A 20,222-nucleotide genomic window follows, 5' to 3' on the forward strand; every position below is an offset into this window, starting at 1 on the left:
AGTTGCAACTTAAGTCTATCGGTGGCGTGGGCCTGCGGGACAGCTACCGAGCATAGTTGTTAGACGATGACGGCGCTGTATCCCCGCCCTGAAGGACGAGGTTTTAGCGCCTGCAATTTAGATAACGGAGATCGCCGCCGAAGTACCAGAGGGAGCCGACCGCGTCGTTGGCTGTCACTGGTGGTACCCGCCGTACCTGCTCCGACCGGTCGAGGTGATCCCCGGCGAGAGGACGAGCGACCGGACCGTCGATCGGATCCGAACCTTCCTCGAGCAGGTCGATCGGGAGCCGGTGCTGGTGCAACGCGACGTTCCCGGGTTCGTCTGGAACCGGGTCCAACACGCCGTGATCCGCGAGTGTCTCCACATCGTCGAGGAGGGAATCGCCTCGCCGGCGGCCGTCAACCGGGCGATCCGCGACGGGTACGCCATCCGGACGGCCGCCATCGGCCCGCTTGAGACGGTGGACATCGCCGGCCTCGAGCTGTTTCGGACGAGCGCCGAACAGGTCTATCCCGACCTCAGTGACCGTGACACGCCCAACCCGCTGTACGAGCAACGGATCGCCGAGGGGAGGACGGGCATCGAGGACGGGGCCGGGTTCTTCGAGTACGACCGCGCTCCCGACGAGATCACGGCCAACCGGGACGAGCGTGTCGCCGCCATCCGACGGGCGATGGAGAAGCTGGACGACTGAGGCGACTCGACTGGTTCGTTGTCTTGCCCGCCATCGACCACGGTGGCGGCCGTCATTCCGTCTCGGCGTTCGGCTCCCAGCGACAGGTCACGAGGAACTCCGCCCGGTCGGTCTCGTCGGTAGTTTCGACCGTAACCGGTGTCTCGAGGGTTACCGCCAGCCCCGTCGCGAACACCGAGGCGATCGGATGATCGACGCGATCGACGTCGCCGTACGCGCTCCCGGAAACCCCCAGTGACGCCCGCCCGTCGTCCGAGTCGACGTCCGTGGTCACGCCGTCCGCGAGCTCGAACACCTCGACTGTCGCGTCGCCGAGCTGATCACAGAGCGTACTCGGCTCGGCCGCCAGTTCGCCCGAGACGGCGCGCCGTCCTTCGCGGAAGAGCGCCGCGCCGATCGGCTCGAGGGCGACGCCGCGCTGCTGGGCGTCGTCGGTGATCACGAACAGCGAGTCGAGCTCGCTTGCCGGGGGCAGCGAGTACTCCCGTTTCTCGGGGACGAACAGCCGCGCCGACTCCTCGCCTGCGGCGGCCGTCGGGGCGTAGACCTGGGTGTCCTGCAGGCCGAGCTCCGCGGTCAGCGACTCGCGATCGGCGACCGACGTGGCGTAGACGTACTCGCCGATCGCCGCGGAGACGAACCGTTCGGGAGTAAGGTAGTACGACATGACCGCCGCGAACAGACCCGTGGCACCGAGCGCGAGCAGGACCGTCCGGACCGTCGGGAAGACGACCGCGCCGGCCACTGCGATCGCCCCGAGGATCGCGAGCCCGATCGCCGCGCGCTGGTACTCGGTACGCCGTGCGTGGGCGAACGCCTGGCGCAGCCGCTGGTTCTCCTCTTGAAGCAGCTCGACCTGTGCGGCGAGCGTCGTCCGCTCGTCGAGTCTCTCCTCGCTCTCTCCGGCCATCTCGTCCTCCTCGGGTGGGTTCTCGCGTGGCGTCGGTTCCTGCTGGCTCATGCGGGCTCACCCTCCTCTGTGTCGACGAGGCCGAGTCGAACCAGTTCGTACCGATACAGGGCATAGCCGGCCACCACGATCGTTCCCACCAACGCGCCGGCCGCGATCCGAAGGTCGGCGCTCAACCAGTAGCCGCCGAGTCCGACGAGGAGCAGTCCTGCCAGTATGGGGACGGTCATCAAAACGAACGACAGGGGCCGGTCACTCCCCGCAGCGGGGGCAACGAGCAGCACGACTAGCCCCAGTTCGGCGACCAGCAGCTCGGGACGCAGAAGGTCGGGGCGCAGCGCCACGGCCGAGACGAACGGGAGCAACGCGGCGTGGCCGAACGCGATCGCATATGGACTCGACAGCAGGTACCACGCGAGGCCGACGCCGGCGGCGGCGACGAGCCCGACGGTCTCGGCGGCCATCCAGAACCCCGCCCCGACGATCGCGAGACCGAGCAGTCCGATCGCTACGGTCGCCCTCGAGCGCCGCCGATCGGCTTCGATTTCAGCGGCTGGCGACGGGTCGGCTGCCGTGTCGTCAGCGTCGGTGTCGGTGTCGACATCGGTTTCGGAATCGGTCTCGGTAGGAGTATCGGCACTCATGTCATTGGTTCGGTGAGGTCGACGCGGTGTTTCGCGTTGCTTGCCTGTGCGCTCGTGCGCCCGAGGAGAGAACGGTGTCGAGCCGATCGCCGGGCCCCACCTCGAACGCCGAGACGCGGTGGATCTTCGCGAGCTGCTTGCGGAACCGCTCGAAGTCGAGGTAGCGCTCGTAGGCGTTGTCGACGTCCGAGAGGCCGGCCTCCTCGAACAGGACGCTCGGCGTCAGGAAGACGAGCACCTGGTCGTTGCCTCGGCGCGCGAGCATGACCGTCTCCCGGAGTTCGGCCCGGTGGGTGTCGTCGGTGATGATGACCGTCCAGAGCGAACCATGAAGCGGTTGGATGTACGACCGAACGGTCCCGAACAGCGGGTCGCGGTCGATCTGCTGGATCTGGGCCGAGGTCTCCTCGAGGTAGGGTCGAAGCCGCGAGGCGAACGCGGAGTCGTCGGCCAGCTGCGTCGCCGCCTGTCGCATGGCGGCCGCCGTTTCTTCATGGGACGTCTCGGATACGTCCTCGATGGGCTCGAGCTCCTGGATCCGTTCCCGGATGGAGACGTACTGCTGGCGGTGAGAGGCCGGGCGCACCTGGTCGGCCACGCCGTCCTCGGTCACGACGTAGAGCCCGAGCGGGTCGTTGAACGCGTGAGCGTTCTCTGTGAGAGCCAGGGCGAGCTGGCGGGCGTAGTCGAGTTTCGTCTCGCCGGGGGGTCCCTGTGACATTGCGTCACGCGTATCGATCACGAGGGCCGTCGCGTGGTCCGTTTCGGTCTCGTACTCCCGGACGAACGGCTCTCGCATGCGGGCCGTCGTCTTCCAGTCGATGCGGTTCGCCGCGTCCGCGCTGGTGTACTCGCGGAGGACGTCGGGCTCGATTCCCGAACCGACGATGTCGGTTTCGTGCTCGCCGTACGCGGCGATGAGGCGCTCGCCGCCGCTGCCGACGTGCATCTCCTGTGGGCGACGGGGCTCGACCGTGATCGACGGTGCGGCGTCCGGTTCGATCGGCACGCGCGCGCGAAAGAGTCTGTGCTGGTCGGCCACCTCTAAGCGCGGCGGGTCGAACCGGAACGAGCCCGCAACCGGCCAGGTCACCTCGAAGGCGGTCCGGGCCTCCCGTTGGGCGGCGCCGAGCCGAACCGACCGATCGCCGCTGGCTCGTGCGGCGATCGGGGGTCGGGACTCGACAGTCAACTCCAGCGGCGAGCCCATCGGGTCGGTGACGCGAAGGGTGTTCACCGTGGTCTCGTCGGCGATGATCGACTCGTGGCTGGTGGCCTCCTCGACCTCGAGGTAGTCGACGGTCCGCGCGAGCGTTCGGATGAAGGCGTACTGGTGGACGAGCAGCGACGCGCCGATCATCGCCGAACCGACGAGCAACAGCGGCCGCACGGTCAGCACGGCACCCGCAGCCAGGACTCCCGCCAGTCCCATTCCGGTCCAGTAGCGGCGCGTGCCGTCCATTAATTCGGTACTGACAGGCCGGGTAATTGAAGCTACTGATCGTCCGATGAGAGATGGGGCGACGTCAGTCGAACAGTATTTTAATGCCCGGCCGAGTACGGCTAATCCAACGTGTCTCCGGCTGGCCAACGTGGCGGCGTCGCCGCCGTCGTCGTGCTCCTCTGTCTGGCGTCGCTCGCGGGTCCTGGACTGGCAGCCGCGGCCGGCTCGACCGCCGATCCCGCGTTCCAGCAGTCCTCGCCGAGCGAGGACAACGCCACCGGCGACAGCGACGGCCCGCGGCACGAACACCCCGACGAGGCTGAGGAGGAGGGAGACCTGTCGGGCGTGAGTGATCATCTCTCCGCGCAGCTCTCCTCGTCGTTACAGCAGAGCTCCGTCGAGGTCAGCCAGGGCGAGTACGACCAGGCGCGCGAGGCGGTCGGCGACGATTATAACGAACAGCTCAGCCGGTACGTCGAGGTCGCAGGCGAGACCGACAGCGAGTCCGATCAACAGGCTGCCCGTGAGTTCGAGGAGGCCGGCGAGAACCAACGCGAGTTCATCGACGCGAACGAGGAGTACCAGGAGACGTACGAGGAGTACCAGCAGGCGAAGGAGGCCGGCGACGACGAGCGGGCCCGCGAGCTCGCACGTGATCTCGAGCGCCAGTCCGAGGAGATCAACGAGACTGGAGCGGAACTCGAGCAGAACTACGAGAACCTCAATGAGACGACCAGCGGGGACTTCTCCGAGGAACGCGGAGCGGTCGACGAGACGCAAGAGGACGTGCGTTCCCAGCAGGCGGAGGTCGAGACGGTCGAGTTCGTCGCGACGGAGCTGACCGTCACTGCCGCGAACGAGGCGATCTCGTTCACCGAGCCGCTGGAAGCCGAGGGACGACTCGTGACCGCCGAGGGCGAGCCGATCGCGAACCAGGAGGTCGCGTTCGAGATCGGCGAACAGACGGTCACGACGACCACCGACGCCAACGGGGAGTTCGCCTTCGCCTACCGGCCGACGGCACTTCCGCTCAATACGACGTCCCTGGAGATCGAGTATCGACCGGCGCCGAGCTCCGCGTACGCGAGTGCTAGCACGACCGTCCCAGTGTCCGTCGAGCAGTCACAGCCGGAGATGACGATCGAGCCGCCGTCGCAGCCGGCGGCATTCGGCGACGAACTGGCCGTCGCCGGGACGGTCGGCGTCAACGGGATCGGCGCGCCCGGCGTTCCCGTGGTGATCACGGCCGACGGCGAGCGGATCGGACAGACCACCACCGGGGCCGACGGTACCTTCGAGTTCTCCGGGACCATCCCCGCCGCGGTGGCCGCCGGCGACGTCACTGTCCGCGCGTCCCTCCCGCTCGACGGGCAGGCGCTTACCGCGGCCGAGACCACTGGCTCGGTCACGATCGAGGAGACCGAGAGCCAGCTCTCGTTGACGGCGACGGGGGCGGACGATGGCGAGACGATCACGGCGTCCGGCCGGCTCGCGACGGCCGACGACCGGCCGGTCGCGAACCAGCCCGTCCGGATCCTTGTCGACGGAACGACCGTGGGAACGGTCGAGACCGACGAGACTGGCGAGTACGAGGCGACGGTCGACGCGCCGCCGAGGGCCGACGGTACCGCCGAGGTCACGGCGGTGTACGACGGCGCCGGAACGAACGTCGCCGATGCCGAGGCAACCGACACCGTCTCGGGCCTCTCGATCGCGCGGACGCTCCTCGACTGGGTCTGGTGGCCGGGACTGCTCGTAAGCGGGCTCGGCGTGCTACTCGTTCTCTGGGCGTATCAGCGACGGCGCGAGCGCCCCAGCGGGCCGACCCCCGCCGTCGCTCGGGAGACGGTCGAGGACGCCGACGGCGCCGACTCGCGTTCCGGACGCGTTCCGCCGGGGGTCCTCCTCGAGTTGGCTCGCGAGCGTCTCGGCGAGGGCGACCCCAACCGGGCGATTGGACTGGCCTACGTCGCCGTTCGGAACCACTTCGAGACCGAAGACGTTCCGGGCTGGACCCACTGGGAGTTCTACAACGAGACGGAGTCCCGACTCGACGATGCGGAACGGAACACGCTGCTCTCGATCACCGAACAGTTCGAACGCGCGGCCTTCGCGCCGGGCGCGATCCACCAGAACGCCGCCACGACGGTCATCTCGGCGGCCGAACAGCTGATCGAGGGGTCTCGATCGCGCTCGGAACGGACGGCAGATTGACGCCGTCGGCGCTTACTCGGTGTACAGTCGTGTGTGCTCGCCGACGAGCGCGCCGTCGAGTCGTGCCGATCGTACCTGCGCCTCCCGGTCGATGAGCGAGTGGTCGATCTCGCTGTCCTTGATCGTGGCGTTGTCGAAGACGACGGAGTGTTCGATCGTCGTGTTGTGGAGTTCGGCGTCGGCGAGGACGTGAGCGTTCGCTCCGAGTTCTGTGTCCTCTAACACGGCTCCGTCCGCGACGTAGCTCTCCCCGTCCATGTGCCACTCGAGAGCCTCGAGGTAGCTCTCGGGGGTGCCGATGTCGAACCACGCCTCGTCGAATGTGTAGGCATATACTGGCTGGTCCTCGTGGAGCCACTGAATGAACCATCCCGGCTCATCGGGGTTGTTACCTCCCTCGAGATACTCGTCCAGCCGAGGCAGCGTTTCGGCGGTGAGCGCATAGCAGGCGATCGAGACGAGCGTGCTCTTCGGATCGTCGGGTTTCTCCTGGAACGCCGTCACCTGATCGCCGTCGAGATCCACTAGCCCGTAGGATTTGGCCTGCTCGCGGTTTTCGACGTCGTAGGCGGCGAGCGTCGGATCACCCTTCCGTTCGAAGAAGTCAATGAACTCGCTCAGATCGAAGCTGATGACGTTGTCCCCGGCGATGACCAGCGTGTCCTCGTCGAGTTCCTCCCGTTCGACGAGTTCCGCCAGCGCGCCGATGACGCCGAGCTTTTCCGCCTCTCTCGTCGTCCCCTCGATCGACAGCGTCGGCTTCTCGAACTCGCTCTCCTCGAGATACGCGGCGAACTCCTCCTCGAACGTTTCGTTTGTGCTCACGAAGACCTCCGTGATCCGCTCGTCGTCCTCGAGCTCGGCGAAAATTCGATCGATGACGGTCGTCTCCCCCATCGGGAGAAACATCTTCGGACGATGTCTCGTAATCGGCCAGAGTCTCGTTGCATACCCTCCCGCGAGTACGATCGCTTTCATTAGACATGCTTATTCGCCATATCGGCATAAATGGCTTTGTTCAGTGTCATTTCATATTTTACATAAATTCGAAGGTCAAAGGACGATCATTCTAGAACTCCCTTAAATAGAGCTAGCAGCGAAGGCTCAATCGTAGTCGAGATTTTTCGTCGATAGGTTCTATGCGTAGAAACTCCACTCCTCTCGACGGTTGAGTGGTTCGTATTCGTCGGAGACCACGGGAAGCACTAACGCTCACTTGAATTATAGATGAAGTAGGGACGGTATTGCAAACAATGATATGCCGTATAGCGAAATGAGGAAACATGAGTGGTTCGCGATCTAGGGAGTACCTCTGGGGTCGATCGTCCTCGAACGAGGACGCCGTCCCCCTCCACTATCCCTTGCTTGCCGTACTCGCGATCGCCGCGAGCATCGCTCCGACGACCTGGCTTCTTTCGGATTTTCATGGATATCTCGTTTCGGGGGCGGTGCTCTGTCTCGTCATCGGATACGGTGTGCTGTTCGCCGATATCCGAATCAGGATCGATTCCGCGTTTCTCGTCCTCTTCGGTGGGTATTGGGTCGGTCTTCTGGTCCACTACCTCTACTTGCCAAATCCGAGCCTGCTGCAATACATCTTCGTAACCCCGATTACCGTGTTTGCGACCGTAGTCGTCCTCCCCCGATTCGTTGCGGACCGTCCCCAGTCTTTCGCGATGGGACTCACGCTACTTGCCGTTCTCGTAATGGGAATCGGCGTGCTGATGCTTTGGCAGTTCCACACGAGTGGTATAGAGTACAGCTGGGTCGGGGAGGAGGTGATGGGTCTCTACGCTATCCGTACACCTTCCGTGTTCGCTAATCCCAATACGTACGGCTTCTTCATGATGATCGGAAGTCTCGCTGCGCTGTATACGGTTCTGGTTCGCGGAGGACTCATCTGGATCGCCGCCCTCGGATTGTGTCTCCTCGGGTTGTTCATGAGCGAAGGTGACGCCGCGATCTTCGGATTCGGACTCGGTTCGGTTCTCGTCCTGTCCGGTCGCAACCGGATACTGTCGTTCGTCGGCGTGGGGGCTTCGGTCGCCGCGATCTATGCGATGATCCGGGTCGGACACTTCTCCGAGGTGATGCAGACCACCCTCATGTCTCGTGTGGATCGATGGGTGCTTTCGCTTGAGCGACTCGCGCTCGATCCGCTGTGGGGGATCGGATTCGTTGATGCCGGTCCGGAGATCGGGGGGTACACTGGCCCTCACAATTCGTACATCGAGGTACTACTTCATACGGGCGTGATCGCCGGAATGCTCTATCTCGGAGCGCTGATCTACGCGGCCGGCTGCGGGATCAGAAACCGGTGGACGCAGTGGACGGGATTCGTCGTCGGCACCGCGGCCGGCGTCTTCACGTACATGTTCTTTGAGTCGCTCATTCTCGGTGGCTTGAGTACCTCCTCAGTCGTGCTCGGTCTGGTCACCGGCCTCATGCTTCTGCCCGATCCGAAGAGGGAGCACGGGCGAGTACGGTCCACTGCTTCGGAACACTCGTCCCGACCTCCTGTGGTGGAACGAACTCTTAGCCGCGTCTTTTCGGTTCGAGACGACGGTATCGAGTCCTCGAGTGAGACGGAGGAAACCAACTGAGGCCTGCAGCCAAGTACAGGCCTTTGTTCGTGTCTGGAAACGGGTACGTCAGGCTCGATCGGAAGACGACGCGCGTCAGTCGACCGGCTTTTTACCTCCCGAATAGAACCGTAGATTATGGCGTCTGATCGCGACTGGTGGCTGTTATTACCGAAGCCCGTCCGTCGGTTTCCGGCTGACCTCACGGCCGTAATCGTTCTCACTCTCCTTACGGGTCTGGTCGTCTCCCTTCCGCTCGTTCGGGAGACGCCGCTTCGGATCCTGTTCGGACTGCCGTTCGTGCTCTTCGTGCCGGGGTACGCCTTCGTCTCCGCGTTGTTTCCTGAACAGGGGGGTACGATTACCGGAGATGAAGAGACGGCGGACGAGGATCGCGGAATTGATGGGATCGAACGCGTCGCGCTCGCGTTCGGACTGAGCATCGCGATCGTTCCGCTGATCGGTCTGCTACTGAACTTCACGCCTTGGGGTATCCGCCTTACACCGATCATCCTAAGCGTCGGTGGATTTACGATTGGATGCGCCGTTATTGCGGCGTTTCGACGGTGGGAGCTGCCGCCTGAGGAACGCTTTTCCGTGCCGTACTCTGCGTGGATCACTGCGGGACGCACGGAGGTGTTCGACCCCGACGATCGAGTCGATGCGGCGCTCAACGTCGCGCTCGCGCTAGCGATCGTCCTCGCGCTCGGAAGCGTCGGGTTCGCAGTGGCGGCTCCCCAACAGGGCGAGCAGTTCTCCGAGTTCTACCTGCTCACCGAGGACGAGAACGGTGCACTCGTCGCATCAGGCTATCCCGAGGAGTTCACCCAGGGTGAGTCCGAGTCAGTGATTCTGGGCATCGAGAACAACGAGTACGAGACCCTTGAGTATACCGTGGTGGTTCAGCTTGAGCGAACCGAAGGCGAGGGCAATGAGACGGAAGTGGTCGAACGGGAGGAACTCGATCAAAGCAGTACGACGCTTGAGCACGACGAGACGTGGCAAGAGGAGTATCAGATCACGCCGACGATGGCAGGTGAGAACCTCCGACTGAACTTCCTGCTCTACGAAGGGGAGGTACCTGCGGAGCCGACCCGAGAGAACGCGTATCGCGACCTGCACCTTTGGATCGACGTCGAATAACTGCATGTCCTCGGAACGGTTGTCCCTCTCACTTTGTGTATCTTCACTAACTTTGTTTCCCCGTGCCATATTTCAACCAAGACGATTGTCAATATGATGGGACAAGAAATGATGAGGAATATACAAATATAAGTAGATTCAATGTAGTTATCAGAATAGAATTGGAGCTAGTGATGTTAGTGAATAATAATGATTCGAGATCTCGTACTGAGATCTCTGCTGGAAAGCCGGCCGCTCGGAACTGGACGACATCGTTGGAGGGGACAATCAATGTACCGTGAACATACGATCAGCGTCATCGTTCCGGCATACAACGAGGAAGGATTCATTGGGAACGTCATCCGGGATATGCCGGAGTTCGTCGACCGGATCTACGTCATCGATGACTGCTCGACGGACGGAACGTGGGAGGAGATACAAGCTACCGTTCGAAGTGCCGAAGAAGAGCGGGTAAAGACGCAAGCTCCTAGCGGGGAATTCGAGACCGCCGTGACTGACGGCGGTACAAAGTCGCTGCTTGAGCAACGAGCGGTGGTCCACGGCCTCTCCGGCCGGGTCGTTCCGATCCAGCACCGCGAGAACCGCGGCGCAGGCGGGGCGATCAAGACGGGATATCTCGCTGCACTCCAGGATAAAGTGGACATCTCGGTCACCGTCGATGGCGACGGCCAGATGGATCTCTCGCAGATGACGACCCTCCTCGATCCGATCGTCGAGGGGAAGGCCGACTACGCGAAGGGTAACCGGTTACTGTACGCCGACTATCGGAGCAACATGCCCAAATGGCGTTTCTTCGGCAATTCGATTCTCACCTTCCTGACGAAGATCGCGAGCGGCTACTGGAAGACGATGGACCCACAGAACGGGTATACCGCTATCTCCCATCGGGCACTCGATAACGCCGAGATCGAGGACATGTACGAGTACTACGGCTACTGCAACGATCTCCTCGTGAAGCTCAACGCAAAGGGGATGCGTGTAGCCGACGTTGCGTTGCCCGCGATCTACGGCGAGGAAGAGAGTAGCATCAAATATCCGGAGTACATCCGGAAGGTATCGGGAATGCTCCTGAAGAACTTCCTCTGGCGGCTGAAGACGCGATATCTCGTACTGGACTTCCATCCGCTTGCGCTGTTCTACTACTTCGGAGCCGCGATGGTTACGCTCGGTATGGTAGGTGGAGGATGGTCTGTGTACGTAGGCCTCTTTGGGACCGAGTCGTTCTTCGTTCGGTCCTCGCTCAGTCTGATGATCTTCACGATGGGTAGCATGTTCCTAATGTTCGCGATGCTGTTCGACATGCAGGCCAACGAGAGTCGAGAAGTCCAAGTACGAGAATGACAGGTAGTTAGATATGGCCATTGATTACAAACTCGCATTGTCCGTTGCAAAGGATAACTGGAACAACCAAGATTGGTGGCGGGATGAAGCAGTCCCATTCGCAAAACGCACTGCTCTCTCCGGGACTCTCAAGCCCTATTACTCTGCCTTCGGTCCCAATGGTACTGATTATATGTCTGAAGATTGGGATAATTTGTTGATATTAGATGCGTGCCGGTTCGATATGTTTAATGAGTACAACTGGATTGACGGTGATCTGAAAAAGATGATTTCCGTAGGATCCTCTACACCTGAATTCCTACAGAGAACGTTCAAAGGAAAGCAATATCACGATACCGTTTATGTGACCTCCAACCCACAGGTAACCCTTCGCCTTGATTCCGATGTGTTCTATGAAACTGTTAACGTCTGGGAATCAGAGTGGGACGACGATCTAGGGACCGTTCGGCCAGAACCTGTAACACAGGCTGCTATTGATGCCCAGAAGCAATACCCTAATAAACGTCTTATCGTTCATTACATGCAACCACATTATCCGTTCATTGGCGATATTGGTCAGAACGAACTCGAAGGACATGCCGGGTTCGAGCTGTCTAAGAGGCTAGCCAATAACGAAACGGCCGATCGCGATCATAAAACGATATGGGATATGGTACAATCGGGTGAGGTTCCTAAATCTATCGTGTGGGATGCCTACGTTGAGAACCTTGAAATCGTGCTTGATGCAATTCAGCCTGGTCTAGAGACACTTCAAGGTAAAACCGTCATCACATCTGATCATGGGAATCTGATCGGTGAAACGGCGACCCCATTCAATCTTGAAATGTATGGCCATCCTACCGGGATTCATGCCAAAGAACTCGTCACCGTCCCATGGTTATCTATTGATTGTTCGTCCAGAAAGAAAATCACTCACGATGATCCGGAGTCTCAAATAGACTCCGTCAATGAAGAAGAGATTCATGATCGGTTGGCGGATCTAGGTTACAAATGAGAGTACTTGTTGACGTAACCCACCCCGCTCACGTGCATCTGTTTCGGAACGCAATAAAGGAGTTAGAAGACGACGGCCATGACGTGGCTGTCTGCTCTCGAGAGAAGGATATCACTACGGACCTGCTTTCCATTTACGGGATAGATCACACGGTTTTATCCCGGCGTCGTAGTGGACAGCTTCCACTACTACTTGAATGGCCCCAGCGGGAAATCGCATCTCTTCAGTATTATCGGAACGTCGATCCAGACATCGTTCTCAGTCGATTCAATCCCGCTGCTGCGCATGTTGCCTCACTTCTCGATATTCCACATCTCGTATTCGAAGATACGGAACCCAAACCCTGGGTCGTGAAGAAGCTAACATATCCGTTCTCACACCAGATTCACACACCCGATTGTTTTCAGCGTGATCTCGGTCCGCGTCAACGTTCATATCCTGGTTATCACGAATTGGCGTATCTCCATCCGAATTGGTTTGAACCGGATCCGAGCGTTCTTGACGAATTTGATCTGGAGGAAGACGATCAGATAGTGGTCTTGCGACTTGTCTCCTGGGAAGCAGTCCATGACGTCGGCGAGACCGGCTTTGATGATATTGAAGACATCATTTCACGGCTTGAAAGTACGGGCGCTCAGGTCGTCATCACATCTGAACTACGATTGCCTGACAAATTAGATGAGTATAAATCAAACGTTGGTATTGAAGAGATGCATCATCTCCTCCATTTTGCGGACCTTCTTATCGGGGAAAGTGCGACTATGGCGGCTGAGAGTGCGGTTTTAGGCACCCCCGCAGTGTTCGTTTCAACGACTCAGCGTGGATACACTGACGAATTAGATGGTCGATATGGACTAGTTTTTAATTTTGCCGACACAAACAGACACGCTCGCGGTCTAGAGAAATCACTAGAGATCCTACAGAAGGACAATTCGGCTCTTTGGAAAAAACGACGGGAAAAGTTGCTCAGCGAAAAAATAGACACGACTGAGTATATTCTTACACATACTATGGAGGTGGCTGAAAATGGTCGGTGAAGACTTAGACTCCTACGCACCACCTGACTACAAGGAGGATGTTTTGCATCAAACCCTCCAGGACAAGAACGTTCTCGTCATCTCTCATCGGTACAACCACTTCACGAAGGAGCAGATTGACCGGATCGCTAAATTCGTCAACGAGATCCATGTCTATGCTCGATACAATCGATTCACGGATTTAAGCAGATTTATTGACAGTGAAACACTAAAAAAGAACGGAACGCACGACCGAATCGCAGAAGAAAGTCCTGAAAACGTCTATGTTCACACGACTCCGCTCACGTATCTACCCCTTGACTTCTGGTACCGCCATCTCGGTCGACAACACTACCGAGCAGTAAAGCGGCAGGTGGATGCTAATTCAGTAGACTTCGATCTTATCCATACACATTTCGCGTGGACTGCCGGTTATGCTGGTAGTAGACTCTCTGAAGATCTCGGCATTCCCTGTGTAACGACCATTCACGAGAACGAATCTCGTCTAACTTCTTATCTTGAATCGGATAACTCACTGATCCATGGAGGATTGAGACGGGCAGACGCTCTTATCCGAGTCAATAAGAAGGACTGCAGACCTCTCTCTAAACTCAATGATTCCGTGTATCACATTCCAAATGGATACTCAAGAGAACGCTACCCGCTACTGGATACGCAAACTGCACGAGAACAGCTTGGTATTAGTATGGACACAAAGGTGATTTTTTCGTTAGGCGCTTTACTTCCACGGAAAAACTTCGATATGCTGATCGAAGCGGTATCTGAGATAGATTCCGATGAAAATATACTTTGTGCCATTGGTGGTCGGGGTAGCGAAAAAGAACGATTAGAGTCGAAAATGCAGGAAATGGACACAGATAACGGCTTGGAATTACTCGGATTCATTCCTGAAGACCGTCTTCACCTCTGGATGAACGCATGTGATATCTTCGCGTTATCGAGTAATTCAGAAGGGAATCCAACCGTACTGTTTGAGGCTCTCGGGTGTGGAAAACCGTACGTGGGGACGAACGTCGGTGGTGTAGACGAGGTGATCGTATCCGAGGATTATGGTCTACTATGTTCACCCGGAGAAACTGGCGAGTTAAAGAAACAACTAGAAAAAGCGCTGCAACGTAATTGGAACGAAGCGCAAATCCTTGAATACGCGAGTCGATTCACATGGGAATCCATCGCTCACCACGTATGTAACGTGTATGTAGATTCGCTTTCAAGCGACGTCGAATCAATAACCAAACGAACGCCATCAGAAGTCAATACATAACTAGATTCGTATGTACTCAATGGATCAAATCAAACGCGGCCTGCGATGGGGTATTGAGAGTCCGAACATCTTCATTCGCGAGGCAAACAGGATTTATTATTCGCAGCGGTACGGACCTGGCTACAATCGAGCAGGAGCCGATGTGATTGAAGAAGATTGGGATACCCTGATTATTCTCGACGCATGCCGATACGACATGTTTAAAGATCAGAACACACTTTCTGGTCAGTTAGAGACACGGACGTCTCGCTCTTCACATACTTCGGAATTCCTCCGAGGAAATTTCAAGGATCGAACGATTCGCGATACGGTCTACACGACTGCGTCCCCGCAGCTGGAGCGATATCGTGACGAAATAGACGTTGAGTTCCACACAGTCAAGAACGTCTGGAATACCGATCGATGGGACGATGAAGAGGGAACCGTACGACCTGAGGACATGACTGCTGCAGGTCTTGAAGCGCACGAGCGTTACCCAAACAAACGCCATATCGTCCACTACATGCAGCCTCACTACCCGTTCATTGGCTCCTCTGTCGACGAAGGCACTCGAGGATTTGGTGAAGACACTTCGGAATTCGATATCTGGGAGCAGCGTATAAGGGGTCGGATCGATATGGAGGCTGACGACGTTTGGCCGCCATACCGACATAACCTCGATCTCGCGCTTGATTCCGTCTCTGATTTGTGCGCTCAAATCGATGGTAAGATCGTCGTCACTTCGGATCACGGTAACATGCTTGGAGAACGCTGTTCACCGTTTCCAATCCGAGAATGGGGCCACCCAGCAGGGGTGTATGACGACCATTTGGTTACCGTCCCGTGGTTCGTCGTCGAGTCGGAAGGTCGGAGGAGAATAACTTCCGGATCACGACCGACCGAAAGCGACGAGGTTGATACAGACACCGTCAACGAGCGACTGAAGGATCTCGGTTACGTCTAATATCGTCGTGATCTTCGTTGTAACATGCTAATCATTAAACTGATCTAAAATACATTTCTAATAGGAACTCATAGAGTCTGTGTAAATCGCTTTCAAAACCAAATTAACTTTATACTCCAAGGAGAACACAGGAATAATGCGTGTTTTGAAAGCATACATAGTAGTTATATGCCTTTTTGTCACTGGGATTATTATCTCAACACAGAGAAGTATCGCAACTAGCTACGAACTCTCAATTTATTCTGCAACACCGATGATTACGTGGCTACTGATCGGTGCACTTCTGATATCTGGTATTATCGGAGCGATCATCTCTGCCAATCACACTATTCGGATAGTTTCGATTATCGCATTACTCTCTGGTATCGTGTTGTTCGTTTCTATTCCTCTTCTCAGAGGTTACTTTTTCCATGGAAACGCAGATCCACTTACCCACTTAGGATGGGCACGTCAAATCTCCGACGGTTCAATAGAGCCAACTGGCCTCCTCTATCCATATCTGCATATTCTAACTGCCGTCCTATCGAGCGTTTCCGGCCTAAGCGAACGAACGATTCTTCTCTCTATAATGGCTTTCCCAGTAGTACTTTGGTTATTATTTTCAGGTATACTTGTGCGTGAGTTAATACCGCAAGAAGGGTCATTTGCAGTTGGTGTTGCATCTGCTGCTCTTTTACTCCCCTTACAGCCCGTCAGTGGCTGGATTAGACCACATACCACAACAGTAACAATGTTCCTTCTACCTTTTGGAATTTGGTGTTATCTACAAATGTCAATCAGTCGAAACGCTTATAAGATTATCACACCCTTAGTTACCGGTGCAATACTACTATACCACCCTCAGCAAGCACTCAACCTACTCATCATTGTACTCTCAATAGGACTTGTCTCTTGGATCACGTCCAACCGATACCAGACTAGCCTACAACTACACACAACCCAGTTCACATTAGCGTTGGGGATTGCGTTCTCAATGTGGGTCTTTTCGTCTGACCAGTTTACTAATGCGTTTCGGGGGCTGATGGCCCGTCTGATTCTTGGCGTCGGGGCTGACCAGACGCAGGTCCGCGGAGCATCCCTTGAAGAAGTCGGACGATCACTTACTGAGATCGGGTTGCGAATTGGTGGCCGGTATCTTCTCTTTGGGGGACTTGTTCTTATCGGGGTGGTATATGCCTATCAACGGCGGGATATCCTGACGATTGGCGTTGCACTAAGTATGGTTCCACTCACTCTGATGATCGCTGTCTTTGCCATAGCGGGCCGGGTGAATCAGTATACGCGTTATATGGGTTTTGTTGCTCTCGTTGCCACGCTCATCGGTGCGGTAGGTGCCATCTACCTGTTATCCGAGATTTCGCTTAGTCGAGAGCGTCTCGTTCGAGTTAGTCTCGCGGCGTTATTTTGTACCATTTTATTACTTTCTCTACCAGTAGCTTACCCTTCACCGTATATTCAGCAAGCTGGTGGACACGTTACAGAGTCTCAGTATGCCGGATACACGAGTGCGTTTGAGTATAGTGATCGCTCTTATCCATTTATTCAAGTCAGAACACCAGTTGAACGCGTCGTTGATGCCGAATATGGTCAGGCAGACCGTGAACCTATCCAGTACGATCGATCGATTGAGGGTACACCAACAGTACCAGATAACTTCAATGACCAGGAATTACACACTGCTTACGATGGGAACCGGTATCTCCTTGTTGCTGATTCCGATTATGCTCGGGAGATATCCTTACACAAGGAGTTGAGATGGACCGAAGACGACTTTGAGTATCTCAATAGATCCCCTCATATTGATCGCGTTAGGGACTCTGGCGGTGCAGAGTTATATATTGTGAGAGCAGAGAACCCAGATCCATCTGATGAAGGGAGGGGATAGTGGTGTGATCTATAAGTAACCAAGATCTCGAAGTCGCTGCTCTTGCTCGGCACCAAATTCGGCGGCACCGGTTGAACCGACGGGTTGACCGTTCTCCTCCATCCATGATCTAACCAGTGACTTCAGTGATTCGGCTGCTTCTGGCTGGTCATCAACGATATTTTCGTCGGGTAGGTTGAACAGTTTAGCTTGCCCCCCACTCTGCTGATAACGCCAGTCCTCGGTCCAGAGATCCGTTACGATGCCTTGAGGATAACGATTGACGTCAAACGCAGAATTGTGACTCAGCAATGCTTCTAGCTTCTTTTCTGCTCGCTCAGGTCCGTGTTGCGTGACCGCAAACGTGCGCTCGTCCTCTCGGATGTCGGATCCTATCGGAATTGTAGCATCAATTTCGAGATCGGCACAGAGCATTGCCATTGCGTCGGCGTGCTGGATCAAACCGTCCCCACGTAGATCTTTGATTCCGTTGATAACCATTGGAATGTTTGCGATAGCTGAGTTTCCAGCGAGCATATGTGCCAAGAGGCCATCCTCACCAAAAGCTTCGCCATGGTCAGATGTGATTATGATGATAGGATCTTGAAGCTGGCTCTGTGCGTACTCGACCAGATCTCCAACTAACTGATCGACATAGGCGAGTGTAGCGTCATACATGGCGAGTAGCGCGTCCCACTCATCCTCTGAATAGGGAAGACCAGCCGCAATATCTTCATGAATATTGGAAGACATTGATAGCGCCATTCTGAGTGCATCTTTGGTTGAAAATTCAATCTCGTCAATATATGTTTCTCGCCACGCTACAGGTGGCGAGTAGGCATGATGGGTATCGCCGTGATGGACGTACAGGAATAGTGATTCGTCATTACGTGCGGCATCCTTGATGTGACCCTTTGCGATTTGATTCTCGAGATAGCCTAGACAGTGCTTCGCTCCATCAGCGGTCAATCCGCCTGTATGTTGACGATAGTTAATGCCCCATCGTGACAAATCAGCAAGAGATACCTCGTTCAGAAGTGTCTCACGCGCTAAGTAGTGGAAATCATCAAATCCACGAGCAAGTCCTGTTTCCACGCTCAGCTGTGGGTTCGGTGAGACACAGGCCGTTCGATAGCCTGCTTTCTGAAACGTCTCTGGAATAGTGGTGATCGCCTCCGGTAAGGATGCGTCGTTCGACCAGGTACGATGGGCACTTGAGGCGTGACCTGTTAGAATTGATGCACTTGAGGCACGAGTCCAAATATCGTGTGAATAACACCGATCAAATGACGCCCCCTTAGCGGCGAGGTCAGCTATGTTTGGCGTTGTGTCGCGATCATGGCCGCCCATTGACGTTCGATCTTGGCGAACGCTTTCAAGTGTGATCCAGAGAACATCCTGCATTTAGGGAAATTATAATCGCTACGTGACTTAGTTTTTTCTATTTAGGAAAAGCACATATTAAACGAATCGAACAATGAGCTAATTCAGAAAGAAATAAATCGATTCACGACAGCTGTATCGTATCTAAATGGACCAGATGCCAACGCTTGTTATCGGTCTTGATGGGGTGGATTTTCGGTACCTGAACCAGTTCGATCTTCCGAATATCGAAGAAGTTAGGAACGACGGGGTAGCGGCTCCTCTCCAATCTACGCATCCAACGTGGACCGGTAGTGCATGGCCGTCCATGTACACCGGTGTCGATCCGAGCTACCATGGTGTGTATGATTTCTTTGATTACTCTAACACCTATCCTGACGAAGCCGATGTCATTACACGCAGTAATGTCAGGGCACCCGCGATCTGGAACTATCTCACGGAACTCGGCCGCCGTAGTATCGTTCTTAACGTTCCTATTACTCATCCACCAGATGAGATAAATGGTATTCTCATCCCGGGATATCTAGCTCCGGCCGATTCTGATGGCTATCCTTCGAACATCCGCGAAGAACTCTCCAACGAACTCGGCGAATCGTATGATATCTACTCGGAATTCGAAGCTAGCGACGACTCCGAGAAGAAGATCGACGGCTACGAATCCCTGATCAGAAAACGGGGCACTGCAGCCGCTCATCTTCTCCGAACCAGAGAGTGGGACTTCGGCTTCATTCAGGTACAGAAGACGGACGCCGTATTCCACAACTCCGTATCAGTTACGGATTTCAGACGCATTTACGAAGCCGCTGACGAGTTCGTCGGCAAGGTGATCGATGCGTGCGATGAAAAGCCAAACGTGATACTCTGCTCGGATCATGGTATCGGGCCTGTAACGGGCAAACAGGTTTATGTCAACGAACTGCTCCGGCGGGAAGGATACGTCGAACCGTCTTCAAGTCCCACTGTTAATGATCTAAATAGTATCAAAACAAATGAGAGTGGTACCCCGGAAACAGACGGTTCCACCGGTGCTGCTGAACCACTTGCACGGGTCATGCAGTCTATGGGAATTACTCCAGGAAGAGTCTATCAACTGGCGCAGCGGTTCGGGCTGGGAGATCAGTTGAAACGCGTCGTTCCCGATAGCGTTCAGGACGCCGCACAACAAGGTGTTGACTGGCGATCATCCCGTGCCTACTGTCGCCGCCCATCTGAACAAGGTATACGAATTAATCTCGAGGGGAGGGATCCTCAGGGGGTTGTACCTCAGAGCCAGTACGAGACTATCCGTAACGATATCATCGACGTCTTGTCTGGACTTACCACGACTGACGATGAACCCGTTTTTGAGTTCGTCTGTCGTCGTGAAGAACTGTATGAAGGCCCCTATGCGGAAGACGCCTGTGACATCTTATTCCGAACGAAAGAAATGAACCATCAGGTATCAGAGACGCTCTTAGGTGAGACGATGCTTTCTGCAGACACCTTTGATCACAAGCCAACGGGAGTTTTCATTGCATCGGGACCTGATCTGAAAACGGATTGGAAAAGTGACGGCCTCGCCTTGACCGACGTCGCACCGCTCGTTTTCTCCCTTCTCAGGGAGCCGATTCCGAATCGGATGACTGGGACGGTTCCCAATCAGTTAACTAAAACGCAGATCACTCACGATTCCTATCCAGATGTAGCGGTCGGATCAGACGACTCATACGAACAAGACCAGGATGAAGTTACGGAGCGGCTGAGCGACCTCGGTTATCTCTAA

16 protein-coding genes are annotated in these 20,222 nt (G+C 56.2%); 11 read left to right on the forward strand and 5 right to left on the reverse strand.

What is annotated here, in order from left to right; all coding sequences use genetic code 11:
- Nucleotides 1–130 precede the first annotated feature (130 nt).
- Nucleotides 131–697, forward strand: a complete 567-nt coding sequence (locus V0Z78_RS03705) for a 3-hydroxyacyl-CoA dehydrogenase family protein (RefSeq protein ID WP_336345160.1) — start codon at nt 131–133, stop codon at nt 695–697.
- 52 nt (nt 698–749) lie between these two features.
- On the opposite strand, the gene V0Z78_RS03710 is transcribed toward V0Z78_RS03705, so the two are convergent.
- From V0Z78_RS03710 to V0Z78_RS03720, 3 genes are read right to left on the reverse strand one after another with little or no spacing between them, the layout of a single operon-like run.
- A complete protein-coding gene (locus V0Z78_RS03710; protein ID WP_336343275.1) occupies nt 750–1,658 on the reverse strand; it encodes a hypothetical protein in 909 nt (302 codons plus the stop codon).
- Nucleotides 1,655–2,251, reverse strand: a complete 597-nt coding sequence (locus V0Z78_RS03715) for a hypothetical protein (RefSeq protein ID WP_336343276.1) — start codon at nt 2,249–2,251, stop codon at nt 1,655–1,657. Before V0Z78_RS03715 ends, V0Z78_RS03710 begins: the two co-directional genes overlap by 4 nt.
- A gap of 1 nt (nt 2,252) precedes the next feature.
- On the reverse strand, nt 2,253–3,713 hold the full coding sequence (locus V0Z78_RS03720; RefSeq protein WP_336343277.1) for a DUF58 domain-containing protein: 1,461 nt from the start codon (nt 3,711–3,713) through the stop codon (nt 2,253–2,255).
- Nucleotides 3,714–3,824: 111 nt separating this feature from the next.
- On the opposite strand from V0Z78_RS03720, the gene V0Z78_RS03725 reads away from it, so the two are divergent.
- Nucleotides 3,825–5,909, forward strand: a complete 2,085-nt coding sequence (locus V0Z78_RS03725; protein ID WP_336343278.1) for a transthyretin-like family protein — start codon at nt 3,825–3,827, stop codon at nt 5,907–5,909.
- A gap of 12 nt (nt 5,910–5,921) precedes the next feature.
- Here V0Z78_RS03725 and V0Z78_RS03730 read toward each other — a convergent pair whose 3' ends face one another.
- Entirely contained in the window at nt 5,922–6,887 is a 966-nt protein-coding gene (locus tag V0Z78_RS03730) for an NDP-sugar synthase (RefSeq protein ID WP_336343279.1), read from the reverse strand.
- A 305-nt stretch (nt 6,888–7,192) separates the two neighbouring features.
- Between V0Z78_RS03730 and V0Z78_RS03735 the strand changes: the two genes are divergently transcribed.
- From V0Z78_RS03735 to V0Z78_RS03770, 8 genes are all read left to right on the forward strand, one after another.
- Entirely contained in the window at nt 7,193–8,512 is a 1,320-nt protein-coding gene (locus V0Z78_RS03735) for an O-antigen ligase family protein (RefSeq protein ID WP_336343280.1), read from the forward strand.
- Nucleotides 8,513–8,629: 117 nt separating this feature from the next.
- Complete coding sequence (locus V0Z78_RS03740; RefSeq protein WP_336343281.1) at nt 8,630–9,634, forward strand: DUF1616 domain-containing protein; 1,005 nt, start codon at nt 8,630–8,632, stop codon at nt 9,632–9,634.
- A 270-nt stretch (nt 9,635–9,904) separates the two neighbouring features.
- Nucleotides 9,905–10,975 carry a glycosyltransferase family 2 protein gene (locus V0Z78_RS03745; protein WP_336343282.1) on the forward strand — a complete coding sequence of 357 codons (1,071 nt, stop codon included), beginning with the start codon at nt 9,905–9,907 and terminating at the stop codon, nt 10,973–10,975.
- 13 nt (nt 10,976–10,988) lie between these two features.
- Nucleotides 10,989–11,969, forward strand: a complete 981-nt coding sequence (locus tag V0Z78_RS03750; RefSeq protein ID WP_336343283.1) for a hypothetical protein — start codon at nt 10,989–10,991, stop codon at nt 11,967–11,969.
- Entirely contained in the window at nt 11,966–13,006 is a 1,041-nt protein-coding gene (locus V0Z78_RS03755) for a DUF354 domain-containing protein (RefSeq protein ID WP_336343284.1), read from the forward strand. Before V0Z78_RS03750 ends, V0Z78_RS03755 begins: the two co-directional genes overlap by 4 nt.
- Entirely contained in the window at nt 12,996–14,270 is a 1,275-nt protein-coding gene (locus V0Z78_RS03760) for a glycosyltransferase (protein ID WP_336343285.1), read from the forward strand. The genes V0Z78_RS03755 and V0Z78_RS03760 overlap by 11 nt, the downstream gene beginning before the upstream one ends.
- A gap of 19 nt (nt 14,271–14,289) precedes the next feature.
- Complete coding sequence (locus V0Z78_RS03765) at nt 14,290–15,213, forward strand: alkaline phosphatase family protein (protein WP_336343286.1); 924 nt, start codon at nt 14,290–14,292, stop codon at nt 15,211–15,213.
- Between the two features lie 136 nt (nt 15,214–15,349).
- The gene (locus tag V0Z78_RS03770; protein WP_336343287.1) at nt 15,350–17,098 is read left to right on the forward strand and encodes a hypothetical protein; all 1,749 of its coding nucleotides are present in this window, start codon (nt 15,350–15,352) and stop codon (nt 17,096–17,098) included.
- A gap of 9 nt (nt 17,099–17,107) precedes the next feature.
- Here the strand turns inward: V0Z78_RS03770 and V0Z78_RS03775 are convergent, their stop codons facing one another.
- Entirely contained in the window at nt 17,108–18,481 is a 1,374-nt protein-coding gene (locus V0Z78_RS03775) for a sulfatase (RefSeq protein WP_336343288.1), read from the reverse strand.
- A 127-nt stretch (nt 18,482–18,608) separates the two neighbouring features.
- Here V0Z78_RS03775 and V0Z78_RS03780 point away from each other — a divergent pair, with 127 nt between their 5' ends.
- On the forward strand, nt 18,609–20,222 hold the full coding sequence (locus V0Z78_RS03780; protein WP_336343289.1) for an alkaline phosphatase family protein: 1,614 nt from the start codon (nt 18,609–18,611) through the stop codon (nt 20,220–20,222).

This window comes from Halalkalicoccus sp. CG83 (assembly GCF_037081715.1).
Lineage (GTDB): Archaea > Halobacteriota > Halobacteria > Halobacteriales > Halalkalicoccaceae > Halalkalicoccus > Halalkalicoccus ordinarius.